At 39.8% G+C, this 20,879-nt stretch carries 16 protein-coding genes; 6 read left to right on the plus strand and 10 right to left on the minus strand.

The genetic code is table 11. The annotated features are described in order from the left end of the window. Nucleotides 1-4: 4 nt before the first annotated feature. A complete protein-coding gene (locus ABYD77_RS04820) occupies nt 5-2,245 on the minus strand; it encodes an ABC transporter permease subunit (RefSeq protein ID WP_372767536.1) in 2,241 nt (746 codons plus the stop codon). 277 nt (nt 2,246-2,522) lie between these two features. On the opposite strand from ABYD77_RS04820, the gene ABYD77_RS04825 reads away from it, so the two are divergent. Then, entirely contained in the window at nt 2,523-3,029 is a 507-nt protein-coding gene (locus ABYD77_RS04825) for a glycine cleavage system protein R (RefSeq protein ID WP_372767538.1), read from the plus strand. A 48-nt stretch (nt 3,030-3,077) separates the two neighbouring features. Here ABYD77_RS04825 and panP read toward each other — a convergent pair whose 3' ends face one another. Beyond that, nucleotides 3,078-4,718, minus strand: a complete 1,641-nt coding sequence (gene panP / locus ABYD77_RS04830) for a pyridoxal-dependent aspartate 1-decarboxylase PanP (protein WP_372767540.1) — start codon at nt 4,716-4,718, stop codon at nt 3,078-3,080. Between the two features lie 230 nt (nt 4,719-4,948). Between panP and ABYD77_RS04835 the strand changes: the two genes are divergently transcribed. Then, a complete protein-coding gene (locus tag ABYD77_RS04835) occupies nt 4,949-6,829 on the plus strand; it encodes an EAL domain-containing protein (protein ID WP_372767542.1) in 1,881 nt (626 codons plus the stop codon). Here the strand turns inward: ABYD77_RS04835 and ABYD77_RS04840 are convergent. The 6 genes from ABYD77_RS04840 to ABYD77_RS04865 all read right to left on the minus strand — a co-directional run bounded on the left by ABYD77_RS04840 (nt 6,816) and on the right by ABYD77_RS04865 (nt 13,716). After that, nucleotides 6,816-7,490 carry a tRNA (guanosine(46)-N(7))-methyltransferase TrmB gene (locus ABYD77_RS04840; protein WP_372767544.1) on the minus strand — a complete coding sequence of 225 codons (675 nt, stop codon included), beginning with the start codon at nt 7,488-7,490 and terminating at the stop codon, nt 6,816-6,818. The two genes, ABYD77_RS04835 and ABYD77_RS04840, sit on opposite strands and share 14 nt — an antisense overlap. A 7-nt stretch (nt 7,491-7,497) precedes the next feature. After that, entirely contained in the window at nt 7,498-8,265 is a 768-nt protein-coding gene (locus ABYD77_RS04845; protein ID WP_372767546.1) for an ABC transporter permease, read from the minus strand. Continuing rightward, nucleotides 8,265-9,185 carry an ABC transporter ATP-binding protein gene (locus ABYD77_RS04850; protein WP_372767548.1) on the minus strand — a complete coding sequence of 307 codons (921 nt, stop codon included), beginning with the start codon at nt 9,183-9,185 and terminating at the stop codon, nt 8,265-8,267. The genes ABYD77_RS04845 and ABYD77_RS04850 overlap by 1 nt, the downstream gene beginning before the upstream one ends. A gap of 32 nt (nt 9,186-9,217) precedes the next feature. Continuing rightward, the gene (locus ABYD77_RS04855; protein ID WP_372767550.1) at nt 9,218-9,844 is read right to left on the minus strand and encodes a flavin prenyltransferase UbiX; all 627 of its coding nucleotides are present in this window, start codon (nt 9,842-9,844) and stop codon (nt 9,218-9,220) included. Nucleotides 9,845-9,851: 7 nt separating this feature from the next. Continuing rightward, nucleotides 9,852-11,195 (minus strand): UDP-N-acetylmuramate:L-alanyl-gamma-D-glutamyl-meso-diaminopimelate ligase, encoded by a 1,344-nt coding sequence (mpl, locus tag ABYD77_RS04860; protein WP_372767552.1) that lies wholly within the window; start codon nt 11,193-11,195, stop codon nt 9,852-9,854. A gap of 118 nt (nt 11,196-11,313) precedes the next feature. Continuing rightward, entirely contained in the window at nt 11,314-13,716 is a 2,403-nt protein-coding gene (locus ABYD77_RS04865) for a zinc-dependent metalloprotease (RefSeq protein WP_372767554.1), read from the minus strand. A 156-nt stretch (nt 13,717-13,872) separates the two neighbouring features. Here ABYD77_RS04865 and ABYD77_RS04870 point away from each other — a divergent pair, with 156 nt between their 5' ends. Next, nucleotides 13,873-14,841, plus strand: coding sequence for a class 1 fructose-bisphosphatase (locus ABYD77_RS04870; RefSeq protein WP_372767556.1), 969 nt, complete (start codon nt 13,873-13,875; stop codon nt 14,839-14,841). A 72-nt stretch (nt 14,842-14,913) separates the two neighbouring features. Here the strand turns inward: ABYD77_RS04870 and ABYD77_RS04875 are convergent, their stop codons facing one another. Both ABYD77_RS04875 and radC read right to left on the minus strand, forming a co-directional pair. Next, a complete protein-coding gene (locus ABYD77_RS04875) occupies nt 14,914-15,129 on the minus strand; it encodes a bacterioferritin-associated ferredoxin (protein ID WP_372767558.1) in 216 nt (71 codons plus the stop codon). Between the two features lie 129 nt (nt 15,130-15,258). Next, nucleotides 15,259-15,933 carry a DNA repair protein RadC gene (gene radC, locus ABYD77_RS04880; RefSeq protein WP_372767560.1) on the minus strand — a complete coding sequence of 225 codons (675 nt, stop codon included), beginning with the start codon at nt 15,931-15,933 and terminating at the stop codon, nt 15,259-15,261. Nucleotides 15,934-16,028: 95 nt separating this feature from the next. On the opposite strand from radC, the gene coaBC reads away from it, so the two are divergent. The 3 genes from coaBC (at nt 16,029) to ABYD77_RS04895 (ending at nt 20,809) form a co-directional block, all read left to right on the plus strand. Beyond that, a complete protein-coding gene (coaBC, locus tag ABYD77_RS04885) occupies nt 16,029-17,237 on the plus strand; it encodes a bifunctional phosphopantothenoylcysteine decarboxylase/phosphopantothenate--cysteine ligase CoaBC (protein ID WP_372767562.1) in 1,209 nt (402 codons plus the stop codon). A gap of 82 nt (nt 17,238-17,319) precedes the next feature. Then, nucleotides 17,320-17,907 (plus strand): nucleoid occlusion factor SlmA, encoded by a 588-nt coding sequence (gene slmA, locus ABYD77_RS04890; RefSeq protein ID WP_372767564.1) that lies wholly within the window; start codon nt 17,320-17,322, stop codon nt 17,905-17,907. A 121-nt stretch (nt 17,908-18,028) separates the two neighbouring features. Continuing rightward, nucleotides 18,029-20,809, plus strand: coding sequence for a prolyl oligopeptidase family serine peptidase (locus tag ABYD77_RS04895; protein WP_372767566.1), 2,781 nt, complete (start codon nt 18,029-18,031; stop codon nt 20,807-20,809). Nucleotides 20,810-20,879: the final 70 nt, after the last annotated feature.

The following is a 20,879-nucleotide window of genomic DNA, read 5'->3' on the forward strand; positions in this document are numbered from 1 at the left end:
AACCTTACAGTGAACTATACTTTTCACGTAAACGCTGACGAACAAACTCAGCAATCGTGTTAAAGACAAAGGTGAAAATAAACAACACAAATGCCGCTAAGAACAGAATACGATAGTGAGTACTTCCCACCTCAGACTCTGGCATTTCTACAGCAATATTAGCCGCAAGCGTACGCATCCCTTGGAAAATACTCCAATCCATTATTGGTGTATTACCTGTTGCCATAAGTACAATCATGGTTTCACCAACTGCACGACCTAAGCCCATCATTACAGCAGAAAAAATACCCGGGCTAGCAGTGAGCAATACAACACGAACAAGTGTTTGCCATTGTGTTGCACCAAGTGCAAGCGAGCCGTTAGATAAATGCTTAGGCACACTAAATACAGCATCTTCCGCAATTGAGAAGATAGTTGGGATTACTGCAAAACCCATTGCAATACCCACAACCAGCGAGTTACGTTGGTCAAAATCGATACCAAGTTCATTAGTTATATAGCGACGCACATCACCATCAAATACCCAAAGCTCTACCGCAGGGCTTAGTGCAAATGCAATGTAGCCTGCTAATAATACAACTGGTATTAATAGCACTGCGTGGCTGCCATCAGGAATTCTGTGACGAATTGATTCTGGTAAGTTTTGCCAGAAGAACGCCGTTAATAAGATAGCTATTGGCGTTAACAGCAAAATAAGCATAATCGCAGGCAAGTGGGATTCAATTAATGGTGCTAACCAAAGACCCGCTAAGAAACCTAGAATTACTGTTGGTAATGCTTCCATAATTTCAACAGTTGGCTTTACAAAGCGACGTAGCTCTGGCGACATAAAATACGCTGTGTAAATTGCCGCAGAAAGTGCGATTGGTACTGCAAAGAGCATTGCATACAGTGCAGCTTTAATTGTACCGAATGATATTGGCACTAATGATAATTTTGATTCGAAGTCATCGCTTGCAGAAGTTGATTGCCAAATATAAGCAGGTTCAGGATAACCTTCATACCACACCTCTTGCCAAAGCGCAGACCACGACACCTCTGGATGCTCATTTTCAATATCAACAACAACAAGTTGATTACCCGCAAGCATTAAAGCGGCATTTGAACGCGGTGAAATTGAGAAGAAATCAATCCCAGCATCACTTACTTTGCCTGACCATAACTTGCTTTCACTGGTTGTATAATAAAGTGATAGTTCGCCTTCACTATTGGTACTAAAGAAAGTACGACGATAAAACTCACTGTATAAACCAGAAATGTTACTATCATTGCTTGCAAATGAACGGATTTTGGCAAATTTGCGGCCTTGATCACCGTTAATTTCAAACCATTGTGAAATTTCACCGTTATCATTTACTAACATCAAAGAGTTAGCGCCTGAAAGTAGCTGCATTTTAACTAAACTCGCGTTTTCTTGATTTGCTGCAAGCACCTGAATTTGAGTGATATCTTCAATATCGCGTGTGTTATAAATGTAGATTTTATTGGCTACACGGACAAATGCACGACTAAAATCCGGAGAGATTAGCAATTCATCAATCTTGCCTTCTACCGGGATCTCTGTTACTTCGCTTGACCATTCCATTTCACCAGAAAACATATTTTCTTCAGCTGATAACATGCTAAACAATAAACGTTTGTCTCCAGTAACGGCCAACACACCAAGACGGCTTTCTTCAACATCATAGCTAAAAGCAAACTGACGAATAGATGCACCTTCGTCATCTATCATCACTTCATTTTCACCTAATGGATAAGCGATACTTGGTTTAATAGTACGGCTATTGTTGGCAAAGCCTACTTCAAACTTTGGCTCAACAACTTTAATTGCACCATTTTCCAAACCGTATGCATACATACCTTGGTGAGGAGCGGTACGAGCAAAACTGGTTACAGAGGCATCAAACTCAGCATTAAAGCTAGTCAGCTTGTTGCCAAAGTTTTCACCTTTAATAGTGTAGTAACTTAATTCACCTGTGGGTGTAAATAGGTAAGCTATTTCACCTTGCTCTTCCATGCCACCGGCAATGTATTCTTGCGATGCTGGCAGTGTGAATTGGTTTCTCACTTCAACATGTGCTGAAGCAAAAATTGGCTGAACTACATACAAGAGATAAAAGAAGATCAACAGCAGTGCAATCAGTACCATTGTACCGCCTGCTGTAATACTGTACTTAGCTAATTTATCTTTGATCAGTCTGTTTCTATTAGTATTGAAATCAACACTTGGCTGATTGGAACTCATCCACTTGCCCTTTAAAAATAGAATTAAGATTTAGTTGCCGTGCATTATATTTTGTCAAGATGACAGAAATGTTACAAGTGCTGTTATATTTCGTTTTTATTACCGAAAAGTTACACTCGATACGTTAACAAAGTTTGACAAAATAAATTGGACAAAAGGCTGACAATAAACAATACTTAAACGACACCATACATCACTTTAACCCTATGAATTAGCTAAAAATTATTTCCTAAATCGTATGGTGCGGGTTGCGCTAATTAGATTAAGAGACAAGTATATGAAGCAGTTAGTATTAACAATTATTGGTCCTGACCGCTCGGGTCTAGTCGATGAACTATCCTCAGCAGTTCTGGCAAACCATGGTAACTGGCTTGCCAGTAATTTAAGTCACTTATGCGGGCATTTTGCCGGTATCTTACAGTTAGAGGTTGCAGAAGAACACTTATCAGAACTTGAAAGTGCAATCCATGCGATTCCTGATTTAGAAGTTAAGATTGAAGCGGGTAAAGAAGAGGTAACCGATTCAAATCAACTTCTTAATTTCATAATAACCAGTAATGATAGGCCGGGCATAGTACAAGAGCTTTCAAGTGTACTTCGCCATAAGGGTGCATCAATTGTGCACTTCACCTCCAAACAACAAAGTGCTCCCAATTGGGGAGTCCCTTTATTTAATGCCGAAGCTCGTGTTGAACTGCCTTCCGGCTTAAGTAAAGATGACGTGATAGAAGCACTTGAATCTATCACTTCCGATTTAATCGTGGATATTGAAACCGAAGCTTAAATAAATGGGGGCATTCGCTCCCATTACTTTATAAAAGCAAGGTTCTTGTTATAAATATTTTGCTAGATATTTCTTAAAAATAGGATCTTTCTCAGCTAATTGACGCTGTTCTGCTAATATATCGTGCAAAATTTGATTTGATGTCAGTGGATTTGCAAGCACCACACGAAATACTACGGTTGGTAAATTATCGTATTGATATGGCGTTAAACGGGTACGAGAAACAAACGAACGGCCCGCTTCACGCTGACGTTTTTGCATACTTGCTGTAAATCGGTTTAAAGCAGCATATATATCCAACTTAGTTTGTTCATCCGCAACATTAAGTACTTCTTTAATCTTTTCAGGTACATAACGGTAAGTTAATAAACAAAGCTCTGGTTCGGTAACCAGCTCAAAATCATCTGTTTGCTTAATAAGTTCTGCAAAGTAGCGTGCTTTTTCTAAGCTTTTATCAATTAACATTTCGTAGCCTTTACGGCCAATAATTGATAAACATGCGTGCACTAACATCGCCATGCCTGGACGACTGCCCTCAAGGGTATGTGAACCTAAATCCTTTGAACCTTTACGCAATATATATTCAGCATGATGTTCGACTACATTTACGGTATCAGGCTCTTTGAAAAGCACAATGCCGGCCCCCATTGGTACATACATTTGTTTATGTGCATCAATAGTAATTGAATCTGCTCGTTCACAACCTGCGAGCAAGGTACGGGCATTGTTTGATAGTAATGTTGCACCGCCCCAAGCAGCATCGATATGGAAATGACAATCAACCTCTTTAGCTAAATCAGCCATTTCATTTAGTGGGTCAATATTGCCAGTCTCAGTTGTACCAGCAACACCAACAATTGCCATTACCTTAATACCCTTTTCAGCTAATTCTTTAGCTTTTTCACGCATTTTAGCAACATCAACACGGTTATTTTGGTCTGTTTCAATAGAGATGATATTACTGCGACCAATACCAAGCACGTCAGCAGCTTTTCCTAATGAGTAATGTCCACGCTCTGAAACCAAAATAGCTAACCCTTTGTAACCATAATGCATCATAGCAGCGACTAACCCATCGCTGTTTATGCCATTAAAGTCACCATCAGGTTTAAGCAGTTTATTACGTGCAACCCAAAGAGCAGAAATATTAGCTACGGTACCACCTGAACAAAATGCACCAAGTGCATTTTTCGCATTGTGCATCCATTTACGGTAGAAGGCTTCATCTTTGCCATAAACCATATGGTGCATCATGCCTAATACTTGACGTTCTAATGGTGTAAAAGCTTTTGATGTTTCAATCTTTACCAGATTTTGGTTTAACCCCACCATCAATTTAGACAGAGGTAAAACAAAATGCGGTAACGCTGAGGTCATATGACCAATAAAACTCGGTGCAGAAGTATGGACTGAATGGGCAACCAGTTTTTCCATCAATTCTTGCGCATGCTCAGAAACAAACCTTGGCTCTTCAGGGATAATAGCTGATTGAAAGTCTTTTTCGATTTCGTGCAATGGTTTTTCAACAGCTGCTATATTTTCGTTAAGAAAACCAGCCAAATTACTCGAAATTTCTTGCTCAATTTTAGCCAAAGTCGAGCCCGGCGCTTCTGGCACCGTAAAAATCCGCATTAAGCTTTCTTCAGACGCTATTGCTGGGCGCACTGTTTGACGTGTTTCATCAACCATACTACTCACTTTACCCAAAAAGTGTTCAAACATATTCATAAAAAAAGGTGGTCAACTCTACTTCAATTACAAGAAAAAGTCTCGCAATTTGCACAATATCTCAAACTTCTGCTGTAAAAAAATAGGTATATTTACTAAAATTAGGTACAAAATAACATACCCCTTTGCTCGCTATACAGTAAAGCAGTATTTTTCAATTGCGGCAAAAATTAGTTAAAGCAAGGATTTGCATGTATTATTCGAATAAAGGAATTCGCTGGATATTATTAGTCAGTTTTCTTTTTGTAGCCAGTCTCTGTGGCTATATCTACTACATTTACTCACACACCTACAATGACATTATAAACAATGTCGATGCTAGGCTTTTAAATGCTGCACAAAGTGTGAAATTTATCCTTGGTGAAGATTATCATAATAACATCACGGGTCCTAAACATATCGATGCAAAAAGCTACTTGAAAAAAAGTAAACAACTCTCTGAGTTTGCAATGCAGTTAGAGCTTGAATATGTTTACGCTATGATACTCGAAGGGGATCAAGTTTATTTTTCAGCATCGAGTTATACCAACAACGATATCAAAAACGATAAACTAACTTATTTTTATGACTTATACCCTGAGGCGACTGAATCAAATATAAAAGCGTTTTACTCAACAGGCCCCGTATTTGAACACAGTGAGGACCAATGGGGACACTTTCGTAGCATTTTTTTACCATTCCAATCTGCTGATGGCCGCACTTATTTAACTGGTGCAGATATCACTGTAACCGATTTAAACGAGCAACTCACAGCCAGTGTAACGCAAGCAGTTATCACTGCTTGTTTTTTCTTTTTTATCGCCATATTAGTGGGTGCGCTTTATATTTACCTGCTAAAACAAAATTTAACGCGTGACCCAGCTACAGGCTTTGCTAACCATATTGCCTTGGAGCGTAAACTTCATCAAACACCACAACTGCACATGCAACTTGCAATTATTCTGGTTAGTGACTTAGAAGAAATTATCGGTTTTTATGGCTCGCATATCGGCGATACTGTAATGCATAAACTACTGACCAGATTAGATAAGCTAAAAAGTAATGAGTGTTCATTGTATCGTTTATCAAGTAATAAAATTGCACTGTTAACAACTCATATTAATAATCACGAGTTTGTTAGGCAGATTGAAAATTTAAATAAAAATACACCTATTTTATGCGATCCATTTATTTACGTGACACTGTGTGCTGGCATTGCTTCAGGTAATAAAACATTGTTAATTGAAAATGCACGCATTGCCGTAGAGCAAGCCAAGCGCTCTCGAGAGCTGATTGTATTTTATTCCGATGCGATGAACACCATTAAACATCAATATCAACACAATATTAAAATTGCTAAAGATGTACGTGAAGCATTCAAAACAGCACAAGTTCATGCTTATTTTCAACCAATTTTTTCAACCGATGGCAATGAAATTCTAATGTACGAGGGGCTTGCTCGCATTAAGATGAAGGACACTCTCTATGAACCTAACTATTTTCTTTCTGTAGTTAATCGCAGTCGCATGGATGGACAACTAACTCGCATGATATTCCTCGACTGTGTTATGCGTTTTCGCAAAACCGATTTATGTTGGAGTATGAATCTTACCGCACAAGATATGCTAGACCCGAGCCTTGCAGCCTTTTTTGATGATGAGTTAAAACGCTACCCAACGCCACAAAAAATCACATTTGAGCTAATAGAAACCGAAGCTGTTGCTAACTTTAATGAAGTCAAAAGCTTTATCTCTATGGTAAAACGCCATGGCGCCAAAGTATTTATCGACGACTTTGGAACAGGCTACTCAAATATTTCGAATATTCTTAAGCTGGAAGTAGATGGTATTAAAATTGATAGTTCATTGGTATCGCAAATAGTGAAAGATGAAGAAATCTTCTTGTTTATACAACATATTGCCAGCTTTGCTAAAAAAGTAGGTTTAACGCTAATTGCAGAAGGCGTTGAAAACAAATTAGTAGTAGATAAGTTAGCCCAAGCAGGCATAAATTATATGCAGGGCTATTATTTTGCTGAGCCAGCTCAAGCACTGGCTCAAGTGGAACAAGAGTTATCAGCTAAAGCGAGTTAAGATCGATTTGCAGCCGGTGGCTTTGTTGGCCACTGGCCCAATATTTACGCTCAAATGGGGTAATTGCAGTATCTGCACTGTAAGGCGCAACAGACACATCCACGCCAGCTAAGCCTAAAGCAAAGGCGAACTCATCTACATACGTTTGCCAATTACTCCTCACTTCAAGTTGACCGCCAATTTTCACTATATAAGGAAATACGGGAGCACCATGCCAGCGCCTACCGAGATGCTTCGCTTTCGGCCAAGGGTTTGGATACAGCAAATAATGGTGTGTCACTTGCCATTGATGTTCAACTACCAAGCGCCAAAAGTCATTTAAATCAGCGCGCACTAACAAGTACTGGCCATTTTCAGTTTGTTTGTATTCGACATCGTGTTTTTCAATACGGTGCGCCGACTTATCAATACCTATTACTAATGCTTCAGGGTGCTGTCGTGCAAGATTAGCCGTGCTCTCGCCCACACCACAGCACGAATCGAGAATAATCGGCCCGTTAAAACTTTGTACCTTTTCGTTTACTTCATCAAAAGCAGCTTGCGTATGTGCAGCAATCGGCTTTTTAAATTCAGTACTTAGATGCTTGCGCACCACTTCTTCTAACTTTTCATTTAGCCCGTGTTGATTCGAGCTAATACTTCTTGAATTTGCGTCAGACATATTTCTATCAGTGGCGAATGCCAACTCCTTTATCAATTAACCGATAAGCAATTGCAAATAAAATGCTAATAAACGCCACTATCACCGCAAATGCCACTGTAATATCCACATCCGAAACACCTAAGAAACCGTAACGGAAAGCATTCACCATATAAATAATCGGATTAAATTGAGATACACCTTGCCAAAAATCAGGGAGTAAAGTAATTGAATAGAATACACCACCCAAATAAGTTAACGGCGTTAAAACAAAGGTGGGGATAATGCTGATGTCATCAAAACTATTTGCGTAAACAGCATTAATTAAACCGCCAAGAGCAAATACAGCTGCGGTGAGTAATACAGTAGCAAAAATAACGGCAATATTGTGAATTTGAATATCAACAAAAAATAGCGACAAAATCGTAACAATAATACCAACACATAGGCCGCGCGCCATACCGCCGCCCATGTAACCGAGTACAATAATGTAAGTTGGCACAGGCGAAACCAACAACTCTTCTATGCTCTTCTGGAATTTTGTTGAGTAAAAACTCGACGCCACATTTGAATAAGAGTTAGTAATCACCGACATCATGATCAGACCCGGTACAATAAACTCCATATAGTTAAAGCCAGCCATATCACCAATGCGCGAACCAATTAAATTACCAAAAATAACAAAGTACAGTGACATGGTAATTGCAGGCGGCACAAGTGTTTGCACCCAGATACGGGTAAAACGAATACACTCTTTGATCCAGATGGTTTTTAAAGCGGTAAATTGATTACTCATTATTGTTCGCGCCCCTTTTCTACAATTGCAACAAACAGCTCTTCTAATCGATTCGCTTTATTACGCATACTTAATACCGTATTACCGGATGTACTTAATGCATCAAATACACCATTTAACCCTTGTGATTTTTCCACATCTACTTCGATGGTATGGTCGTCAATTTGACGAGTTGTGTAACCATCAAGTGAGAATGCCGATGTTGGCTGCTTTAAATCAAGAATAAAGGTTTCTTTATCAAGCTTTGCCAATAGTGACTTCATATTGGTGTTTTCAATAATTTGACCTTTATCGATAATCGCAATGTTTTTACACAACATTTCCGCTTCTTCAAGGTAATGAGTAGTGAGAATAATGGTAACGCCTTGCAAGTTTATCTCTTTTAAGAATTCCCACATCGAACGGCGCAGCTCAATATCTACACCGGCGGTAGGTTCATCTAAAATCAGCAACTGTGGTTTATGCATTAACGCACGTGCAATCATTAAACGGCGTTTCATACCACCTGATAAGGTACGAGCTTGCTTATCTTTTTTATCAGCAAGACCAAGCTGTGCCAGTAATTCATCAGCACGCTTGTGCGCCTCTGTGCGTGGCACGCCATAGTAACCCGCTTGGTTAACAAGAATTTGGTTAAGTGTTTCAAACTGGCTAAAGTTAAATTCCTGTGGTACTAACCCTAAATTAGTTTTAGCCTTACCAAGGTCAGTATCAATATCATGACCAAATACTTTTACAGTGCCTTTGGTTTTATTTACAAGCGAAGAAATCACGCCAATTGTGGTCGATTTGCCAGCACCATTAGCACCTAACAGCGCAAAAAAGTCGCCTTTTTCGACCGTTAAATCAATTCCTTTAACAGCTTGAACACCGTTACTGTAGGTTTTTTCTAAACCAACAATTTCGAGAGCTTTTGTCATTGTGTTTTGCGTTCCAATTTTGGATGGATTAATTAGCAGCCGTAGCCCCAACGTTTAGCTAACGTATGCTCAATAGATAAATGATCTAAAATGCGCGCCACCATAAAGTTAACCAAGTCATCAATTGAGCTTGGATTATGATAAAACCCAGGTGCCGCAGGCATAATGGTTACACCTAGTTGCGCTAGCTTATGCATATTTTCAAGGTGAATTGCGCTAAGCGGTGTTTCGCGCACCACCAGCATTAATTGACCTTTCTCTTTAATCACTACATCTGCTGCACGCTCTAATAAGTTGTCAGATGCGCCATGACTAATCGCCGATATTGTACCTGCGCTACACGGGCAGACAATCATCTTTTTAGGTGCAGCACTACCCGACGCTACAGGGCTAAACCAGTTATCTTTGCCAAATGCTTTAAGCTGATTTGGCTTGGCATTGAATAAGCTAGATAGTTGCTCCGTTGCCTTTTCTTCGTTGCCCGACAGTTTTACGTCTGATTCCGTATCAAGCACCACGCGGGCTGCGCTTGATACCAAAACAAATACTTGGTGATTTAACGAAATTAGCGTTTCAATTAATTTTAAACCATACGGCATGCCTGAAGCACCGCTAAGTGCAACGGTAATGGTTTCATTAAATTCATGGTTTTGCGTCATAAAAAGCCTATTTGTTGGCGAGCGCATCTAAAATACGATTATGAATATTTTCAAAGCCACCGTTACTCATTACCAATATATGGTCGCCGGCCGTTGCTTTTTCAAGTAGCGTTTTAATGATCTCGTCTGTGCTGTTAAAACATAGAGCGCCAGCCTTATTGGCAGCGTCTTTGAGTGACCAGCTTAGGTTCTCTGGCTCAAATAAAATCACATCGTCGGCATTTTCGAGTGACGCTAATAATGTATTTTGATGCACGCCCATTTTCATTGTATTGGAACGTGGTTCTAATACGGCAAAAATACGCGCTTGGCCCACTTTTGCTCTGAGCCCTGCTAAGGTTGTTTTAATAGCAGTAGGATGATGGGCAAAATCATCGTAGAGCTTAATGCCCGCAACCTCGCCTTTTAATTCCATACGGCGCTTTGGTGAAATAAACTCAGCCAGCGCCGCAATTGATGTTTCAACAGGAATACCCACATGACGCGCGGCTGCAATCGTCATTAAAGCGTTTTTAACGTTGTGCTCGCCAATTGCTTGCCAACTCACGCGCCCAACGATATCGCCACCAAGCAGTACATCAAACTCACTACCATCTGCATTTATAAGTTGATAATCCCAGTAATTGCCAAGTTGCTCTTGCTCACTCCAACAACCTTTTTCGATAACTTGCTGAATATTCACATCATCGCTTGGCCAAATCACTTTACCTTGCCCAGGTACGATACGTAATAAGTGATGGAACTGCTTTTGAATTGCCGCTAAATTTTCAAATATATCAGCGTGGTCAAATTCAAGGTTATTGAGAATTAAAGTACGTGGTAAGTAGTGTACAAACTTACTGCGCTTATCAAAAAACGCGGTGTCATATTCATCAGCTTCAATAACAAAAAACGGTGTTTTACCTATGCGCGCCGACAGGCCAAAGTTTTGTACTACACCACCAATTAAAAAACTTGGATCAAGACCTGCGTATTCTAATACCCATGCAAGCATACTTGCAGTGGTAGTTTTACCATGGGTGCCCGACACCGCTAGTACCCACGCATCTTGCAGTACATTGTGCTTTAACCATTCTGGGCCCGACGTATAAGGAATACGATTTTCAAGCACATATTCAACGCATGGATTACCACGGCTCATAGCATTGCCAATCACCACAATATCTGGTTGTGGTTTTAACTGAGCAACATCGTAACCTTGAATTAGCTCAATGCCTAAAGACTCAAGTTGAGTACTCATGGGCGGATAAACGTTTTGATCTGAACCAGTAACTTTATGGCCCAGCGATTTTGCAATAGCTGCGATACCACCCATAAAGGTGCCGCAAATACCTAAAATATGAATATGCATTGTTGTTAATTCTTGTCGTATAAATTCGATATGAGCTTTAAATAGATTAACAGTTCAATAAAAAAGCCCATTAGATTTTGCTAATGGGCTTAGTATGCCATAACTTACCAATTAGGTGTTAAATAGGTGAGCCCGGTGGTATAGGTAATGGTTTGAAGTTACCCTGCCAGCTTCCATTTTCAAGTGACTTGGTTAATACACTCGCGATGTGTTTTTTGAAGTTATCGTTAGTACGTGCATATTTACTAGCAATAAAGGTAATTTGACCAACTAACTCAGCTTGTACCTCTGGGTCGGTTTTATCACTAAGCGCTACATTTACTAAATAATATGCCGTCACCATTTGAATACGTTGAGATACTTGGTGCGCCATACCTTGTTTTTGGCTATCAAAAAATACTTGCTCACAAAGTTGAAATAACACATTGCGCGCACTTAACTGTTTATTATCTCGCATCGCTTGGAAATGAAGACGATTTAGACGCTGTGAATTTAACAATAAAGACAGTGAATGATTTGCAGAAACTTCCGGTAATGCTAGCGGATCAAGCGTAAGACCAGTGCGGCCAGTAAGACTTTCGCGGGTTTTGTACTCTCCGTAGGCTTTTGGTGTAATCACATCAAGTACGTGCTCAGGCACTACTAACTGCTCCGCTTCTAAGGTTGTTAATAGCGCACTTAGTGCTTCTTTTTGCTTAACTACAGCAACAAGCTTGTTGCCTTTAAAAGTATCACCACTACGTAATTCATAATCGTAATCAATGCCTGCAATCAATTTAACCGCAGCTTCTGTTTGATAACGATGGAATAAATAAAGTGGAATAAACACTTCTTCTAGCTGCGATAGCGCCGTACCATTTTTAATATTATGAAGGCCAAACTTCGCCATCGCTTTTTCGCGAATAGAAAGCACTCGGTGGAGCTCTTGGCTTGGGTTTTCGCCGTTATCCCACAAATGTGCTGTTGGGTGTGCGCCGCCTTTAGCGCGTGCATCGCTATCGGAAATAAACTCAAGGCCAAGGCGTTTGTTTTCCGCTAAGATTTTTTCAAGCTCTTTTGCTTCAGTCAAAATCGGAAAATCAGAGTAACCATATTTCACAACTTGAATATCCCACACACCTAAGCCTTTGCCATAGCCATTTTCAGTGTTAAAGCTACCGTCGTCATTAAAACTCACTAAAGGATGCGGATAATCCATCACCGATGCGCGGTCTTTTACTGACGCAGAAAAGTTATGCGCAATGCCTAGGGTGTGACCTACTTCATGAGCACTTAACTGGCGAATACGGTCAAGCGCCATCGCATGCAGCTTTTCGACGCTTTCATCACCTTTTAAATAAGGTGCTGCCAGTGCTTCTGCAATCAAAATATCTTGGCGTACACGCAGTGAACCTAGGGTTACATGACCTTTAATAATTTCACCTGTGCGCGGGTCGATAACACTTGAACCATATGACCAACCACGAGTTGCACGGTGCACCCATTGGATCACGTTATAACGAATATCCATTGGGTCGGCTTTTTCAGGTAGAATTTTTACTTGATACGCATTTTTATAACCCGCTGCTTCAAAGGCTGCTTGCCACCATTTTGCACCATCGAGTAAAGCTGTTTTTACCGGATCTGGCACACCTGGGTCGAGGTAGTAAACAATTGGTTTAACGGCTTCGGAAATTTCAGCTGTTGGATCTTTTTTCGCTAAGCGATGTTTTGGAATATAACGCACATACATCGACTCTGATAAAGGCGCCGCATAGTCTTTGTATTCTTCGCTCCAAAACCCCGATTGCGGATGGAATTTACGCGGTTTAAAACCATCATCCGGTAGTTCAATTAACGAATGATGTAAATGTACTGAAATAGCATATGGATCTGGCGCTACTTGTTTTATGTATTTACCCGGCTTTGTACCATTAAAACTAACAATCGCTTCTAACTCAGTATTTTTAGCAAACGACTTAGAACGCGGCATGTAAACAGCGCTTTTACTTTTATCAAGGCTAAAACTACCTTGTTGCTGGCTTGCAAGCGTGCGACTAACACCATGCACATCCGATAGTAAATAAGGTGTGTAATCAATTAACACACTATCGTTATTTGCTGCTTTAATTTCAAAACCGTGCAATACGCTAGAAGCAAATGCTTCACGAATACTTTGCTGTTCAGCTGCATTTGAGCTGTTAGCACGGTAGTAAGTATTATTTTGCTTTAATAAAAGCTTATTACCGTGTTTTTCGAACTGCACAATTTTGGTGTCGCCCAACTGACCTCGGTCAAGACCAATATCATTCGACCCTAAGCCGTAAGGCATGCTTAATTGTAGTAAAAACGCTTGGTTAAATTTATCTACTTCTAAATAAACTTTGCCCGAAGTATTGTCATAATAAAAGGTAAAATAACCCGGGTAACGATTCATTTCATTAGTAAATGCATCAATGGGTTTCAGGGTTGCCTGCGCTTTTGGTATACTTAACAGTAACAAAGCACAGATCAGCAGAAATGGTTGTACTAATCTTTGCATCTTTCTTTGTTATTTCATTATCAATGGTGCATGGTGCTTAAATGATACACAAGCTAATGTACAATTGTATACAAATTTAACTGAGCGCTACCGAAAGGTTGCCTGTTGCCACCCTCTCACTTTATGTGGCAATAAGCTAATAGTCAGGATTATATAATGCGTAGACTTCCACCAGTATTGATCGAAGACGGCTGTCCTCGTGATCTTTTATCATTGATCAGAACGATTCTTGCTGCTTGTAAGGAAATTTCATTCCGCGTAAGCCAAGGTGAATTATCAGGTGTTTTAGGTTCAACCTTAGATGAAAATATTCAAGGTGAAACGCAAAAGAAACTTGATGTTTTATCGAACCAGTTACTTAAAGATATTCTACTTGAGTCTGGCTACGTAAAAGCCATCGCATCTGAAGAAGAAGATTATACTGTTGCTGGCAACCCAGATGCTGAATATATCGTTGCATTCGACCCACTTGATGGTTCATCAAATACCGATATTAATTCGTTAGTTGGTACTATCTTCTCAATTATGAAAGCGCCAAAAGACAAAGCTGCTGACGATCAAAGCATTTTCATGCAAGCGGGCAAGCACCAAGTGGCTGCAGGTTATGTACTGTATGGTCCATCTACTATGTTGGCGCTCACCATTGGTAAAGGTACGCGTTTATTCACATTAGATAGAACGCACGGCAGTTTCTTACTTACTGAAGATAAAGTAGCTATTCCTGAAGACACTAAAGAATTCGCAATTAATGCATCAAATCAGCGCCATTGGATAACACCAATGCAAAACTATATTGCTGATTGCCTTGCTGGCGAAGAAGGTCCACGCAAGAAAAACTTCAATATGCGCTGGATTGCCTGCATGGTAGGTGATGTTCACCGTTTATTATGTCGCGGCGGTTTATTTACTTACCCAGAAGACACAAAAAATCCAGAAAAACCATTTAAGCTGCGCTTACTTTATGAAGCAAACCCAATGGCAATGCTAGTAGAGCAAGCTGGCGGTGTTGCATATGCAGGACTTGACCGTATTTTAGATATTGAACCGCAAGAAATTCACCAGCGTGTTGCTGTTACCATGGGTTCAAAAAATGAAGTAGAGATTTGCTTGGATTATCACAAGTAAGCACTCTTTATTTTGAGTATTAAAAAACCGCGATTTACGCGGTTTTTTATTTGGGAATCTTATAAGTTTGAATCAAGCTACTTTTTGGCAGCTGGTGTAATCAACACTTACTTTAATAGTTAATTCTTGCTGTGATTGTGTGATTACATCTTTTGCATGACATACACATTTACCACATTGACTGCCTACACCTAAACAGCCACGCACATCTCGCATAGAATCCATACCATCGGTTACGGCCTGTTTAATCTGTTTTTCAGTAACTGCATGACAAATACAAACGTACATAATAAGTGAGTGCTTTTAAAGTTAATTACACTACAAATTTTAATGCTATTGAGAATAATTTTCAATAATATTAATAACTGTAAAAACAGCTATTTACAAAAAAGCATTAATAACCCCATTTTTGTCCCTTCAAATTTGTCCATGCTCGGCAAACGAATGAGTATTACCTGCAGCGATTATGATGTGATCTAAAATACTCACATCAATCAAACCAAGCGCGTCTGAAAGTCGCTTTGTAATTAATTTATCTGCCTCTGAAGGCTCAGCAATACCACTTGGATGGTTATGCGCTAAAATCACATTAGCCGCATTGTATTTAAGCACTGTGGTAACAACCTCTCTTGGGTAAACCGATGCCGCATTGATAGTACCTTGAAATAAATTAATCGATTTAATGAGTCGGTTTTGGCTATCGAGTAACAGCAAGTAAAAACATTCTTTGTGCTCTTTTTGTAATTCACACTTTAAATAATTGATTACCGAATAAGGCGAATCAAATACGGCTTCTCGCTTAAGTTGCTCAGCAAAGAATCGTTTACTCAATTCAAGCACAGCTTGCAACTGTACATATTTTGCAGGCCCCAGTCCCAATTGTTGGCAGAATGAATCACACTCTAGAGAAAAAAGTTGACCAAGCGAGCCTTGTTGTTTGAGTAATGTATCAGCTAACTCAATGGCATTAAGCCCTTTAATACCGGTACGTAAAAAAATCGCCAGTAGCTCGGCATCGGTTAAGCTTGATGCACCTTTATTTAATAACTTTTCTCTTGGCCTTGCCTCGAGGGGCATTTGGTTTATTTGCATTTAACAGTCCTTGTTAAGCTATTTGTGTTCATTTAATAGTATAGCCAGCCTCGCCAAAAATTATGGAAAATGGTATGGTTTAGCTAATTTAAAAAATGTCATTAATTATTATGTCGAAGAAAATAGTATTGGGAATTACAGGCGGAATTGCTGCTTATAAATGTGCTGAATTAACAAGGCGTTTAACCGAAAATGGCGCGCAAGTTAAGGTGGTAATGACCGACTCTGCGCAACAGTTTATAACCCCGCTTACCATGCAAGCCGTATCAGGAAACCCCGTTTCGACATCCTTGCTTGACCCAGCTGCAGAAGCAGCAATGGGCCATATTGAATTTGCTAAATGGGCTGATCTTATTTTAATTGCACCAGCCAGCGCTAACACCATCGCCAAAATGGCACATGGTATGGCCGACGATCTATTAACCACCTTGGTACTCGCGACACCGGCTAAAGTAGCGATTGCACCGGCGATGAATCAGCAAATGTACGCCCACCCTGCAACCCAGCAAAACTTACAAAAATTAAGTGATTATGGAGTTTCCATTTGGGGACCTGCCAGTGGCGAACAAGCCTGTGGCGATGTAGGTAAAGGCCGTATGTTAGAGCCAAACGAGCTAGTTGAGTTGTGTTTAATGCGCGAAGATACTCCACTGCTTGCAGGTAAAACCGTTACTATCACAGCGGGTCCAACTCGTGAAGCGCTTGATCCTGTGCGTTTTATCTCTAATCATAGTTCAGGGAAAATGGGGTTTTCACTGGCGCGTGCAGCAAAAGCGCTAGGAGCTAATGTAAACCTAATTAGTGGCCCAGTGAATTTAACCACACCGAGTGAAGTAAATCGTTTTGATGTAGAAAGCGCACAGCAAATGCATGATGCTGCGATGGAGTTAGCTGTTAATTCAGATGTATTTATTGGCTGCGCTGCTGTTGCCGATTACAAGGCAACGACAACTGCAAATAATAAAATAAAAAAACAGGGCGATACCATGACTATTGAGCTCAGCAAAAACCCTGACATTATCGCCTCAGTTGCAGCGCTTGAAGCAAATCGCCCGTTTACAGTAGGCTTTGCTGCCGAAACAAATGATGTTGCAAACTATGCCAAAGGCAAACTAAAAAATAAAAATCTCGATATGATTTGCGCTAATGATGTGTCCGATTCTAGCATTGGTTTTAATAGTGAAAACAATGCGATGACGCTCTTTTGGCCGGAGGGTGAACGCCATTTATCACTGCAATCAAAACAACAAATTAGTCATTTAATATTGAAAGAAATCGCGTCAAAACTCGCAGCTAAAAAGTAAAAAAACTGGCATCTAAAATCAGAAGTAATTAAGATAAGCGCCTCTTGAGGTTGATAATAATGATAAGAAGTAAGGGATAAAAATGCCTGCCACAAAACGTAGTAATCGCAAGGAAGAAATCTTACAAGCACTTGCGCAAATGCTTGAAACCAGTCCAGGACAGCGTATCACCACGGCAAAACTAGCATCTGAGGTAGGTGTTTCAGAAGCGGCGCTTTACCGCCATTTTCCTAGCAAAGCACGTATGTTTGAAGGCTTAATCGAGTTTATTGAAAATGCACTGCTTTCTAATATCAATATTATCTTAGAAAAAGAAAAAGACACCCACAGCCGTATTCATAATATTTTATTGCTTCTTCTTAGTTTTGCTGAGAAAAATCCGGGTATTACACGTATTCTTACTGGTGATGCATTGCAAGGTGAACAAGAGCGTTTACGTGAGCGCATTCAAAGCTTATTTGAAAAGTTAGAAACGCAACTAAAGCAAGTATTACGCGAACGCAAATTACGCGAAGGTAAAACCTTTACCCTTGCTGAAGAGCAACTTGCTAACCTTTTACTTGCTTACGTAGAAGGTAAAATGAACCAATTTGTGCGTTCTGATTTTAAAGCAAAACCAACCGCGCAATTTGATGCTCAGTGGTCACTTTTCACCTTAGCTTGGCACTAATCCCCTCGCGTTGAAGTAAACGATTTACTTCAACGTACAATTTTGCGACTTATCGCATTCTCTTTCTTCTTTTTGGTTTCTGTTTACACTAGAGCTAATAATTAGCACTAGGTAATCATTAATGAAACTCGCGTTTACACTTTCAAGCTTAGCGTTAGCAACTAGTTTTGCATTAAGCGCCAGCGAATCTCTTCAATTTAAAGACGTGTTTGATTTTAAATACGCAAAATCTACCCAACTTTCAGAACAGGGAAATTTACTCGCATTTAGCGCAAGCCCTTATCGCGGTAACAGCGAAGGACAGGTTTACACGCTAAATAACAAGGCGCTACTTGCAAGCGTTGAGCGAGGTACATCACCGATTATTAATAAAAATGAGAAATGGGTCGCGTTTACCGTTAAACCTGACTTACTAGCCAGTGAAAGTGCATCAAAAGATAAAAAGAAAAAGCTAAAAAATGATTTATCTTTAGTAAATACCAGTTCAGGTGAGATCATCACTTTTGAACGTGTTGAAGACTTTGCCATTTCAAATGATGGAAACTGGCTGGCTTACCGCACTGAAGTTAAGAAAAAAGACGAAACAGAAAGTGATAAAAAAGCAGATAAAAAATCAAAAGACAAAGACGATAACGACGCGAAATTAAAAGCGGATAAAAAAGATAAAGTTTACACCCTTAACATTGTGAACTTAACAAACGAGCAAAAACATTCGATTGAAAACGTACTTTCTTACGCCATTGCACCAAGTAGCACGCAGCTTGTTGTGAGCCAAGTAAGCAAAGAAGGCGATAAAAACGCCATTAGCCAAATTGCCCTACCAAATTTTGAATCGAGCAGCTTATTTACCGAGCCCGGCGTTGTAGCTAACAAACTCGTATGGCACCCAGTTAATGATGTTCTAGCGCTTTCGGTAGGTAATTACGTTAATGATGATTCACGCCGTCGTGAGCATTCACTTTACTTATGGCAAAGTGAAAGCAATCAGTTAAAGCAAATCGATACACCTATCGAAAATTGGTTTATTGGTAAAACAGCTCAACTGAAATGGTCTGAAACTGGTGAGCGCCTTTATTTTGAGACTCGCCCTTTACTCTCAGCAAAAATTGAACAAAAAAAATATAAAGAGCAAAACGACCTTTATGATTACGATGTGATTCGTGACCAAAAAGGTTTAAAAGTATGGCATCACAAAGATGCTGAAATTAAGCCGCGCGAAATTCAACAATGGAATGAAAAGAATAAAAATCGCCATTACCAAGCAGTATTCCATTTAAATAGTGGTAAAGCCGTACAGCTCGAAACTGAACTGGTAACGGATGTAAGCCTGCACACTGAAAAACAATTTTTACTTGGTTATAGTAATAAGCCGCATCTTCAAAAAATTATGTATGATGGTTTCTTTGCTGATTACTATGCGGTAGATACTAAAACAGGTAGCAGCGTTAAAATTAGCGAAAACACCCGCGAGCGACCTACCCTTTCACCAAATGGTAAATTTGCCGCATACTTTGATAAAGGCCAAGTTCAGCTTAAATCTCTTAAAGACGCCAAGCTTAACGCTATCACCAAAGGCATTCGAGCCACTTTTGGCGACGACCAACACGATTATCCAAGTGAACAACCTGGCTATGGTTTTGCAGGCTGGAGCAGCGATAGTAATACCCTTTATGTATATGACAAATATGACATTTGGGCATTTGATGTAAACACGCAGCAAGGCGCGCGTTTAACTCATGGTTATAAGAGCGAAACACGTTATCGCGTTAAAAACTTAGATAAAAACAAACTATCTTTTGATTTAAACGATACCTTATTACTTTCAAGCTTTAACCTAGAGAATAAACAAACCGGCGTTGTAAAACTTAATTTAGCAAACAATCAGCTAGAACAGGTTTTGGCTGGCGAAGCGCGTTTTGACCTAGTAAAGAAAGCCAAAAATGCCGATGCGCTAATTTATACACGCCAGAGCTACCATGAATTTCCTGATTTTTGGTTAAGCGACACATCGCTTTCTACCGCTACAAAATTAACTAACCTGAACCCACAAAAAGAGAATTTTGCATGGGCAAGTAAACCTGAACTGGTAAAATACAAAGGCTTTGACGGTGAAGATTTACAAGGCGTATTAATTAAACCTGCAGGCTATAAAAAAGGCGATAAAGTGCCTGTGGTAATTTATTTCTACCGCTATATGAGCCAACGCATGTATGACTTCCCGAAAATGGAGTTAAACCACAGACCAAATTTCCCAATGTTTACATCAAATGGTTACGCTATCTTCTTACCTGATATCCGTTTTGAAGTTGGTCACCCAGGTAAATCATCTACTCAGACTATGATTAACGCAGCACAAAAACTGATTGATATGGGTGTGGCTGACAAAGACAAAATTGGTTTACAAGGTCACTCATGGGCAGGTTACCAAAGTGCCTTTATGGTAACGCAAACTGACATGTTTAAAGCGGTTGTATCGGGTGCACCAGTATCAAACATGACCAGTGCTTACAGCGGCATTCGTTTAAAATCAGGCCTTGCACGTCAATTCCAGTACGAAACTGGACAAAGCCGCATTGGCAAAGACTTGTTTGAAGGCTTAGATTTATATATTGAAAACTCACCGGTATTCTTCGCCGATAAAGTCAATACACCAATTATGATTATGTTTGGTGATGAAGATGGCGCTGTGCCTTGGCAGGAAGGCATTCAATATTACTTAGCGCTTCGCCGTGCAGGTAAAGATGTGATTTTCTTACAATACGAAGGTGAACCACATCACCTGAAGAAATTTCCTAACCAAGTGGATTTCTCAATTCGTATGATGGAATATTTTGATCACCACCTTAAAGGTAAGCCAGCACCAAAATGGATACAAAATGGCGTGCCGTTTGAGAAAGAGTAATCTAATTTAAATACTAAAATGGCGAGCTATTAGCTCGCCATTTTTTGTTTAAGCTGAACTTGAGTTATTT

This window comes from Pseudoalteromonas sp. (assembly GCF_041629635.1).
In the GTDB taxonomy this organism is placed as follows: Bacteria; Pseudomonadota; Gammaproteobacteria; order Enterobacterales; family Alteromonadaceae; genus Pseudoalteromonas.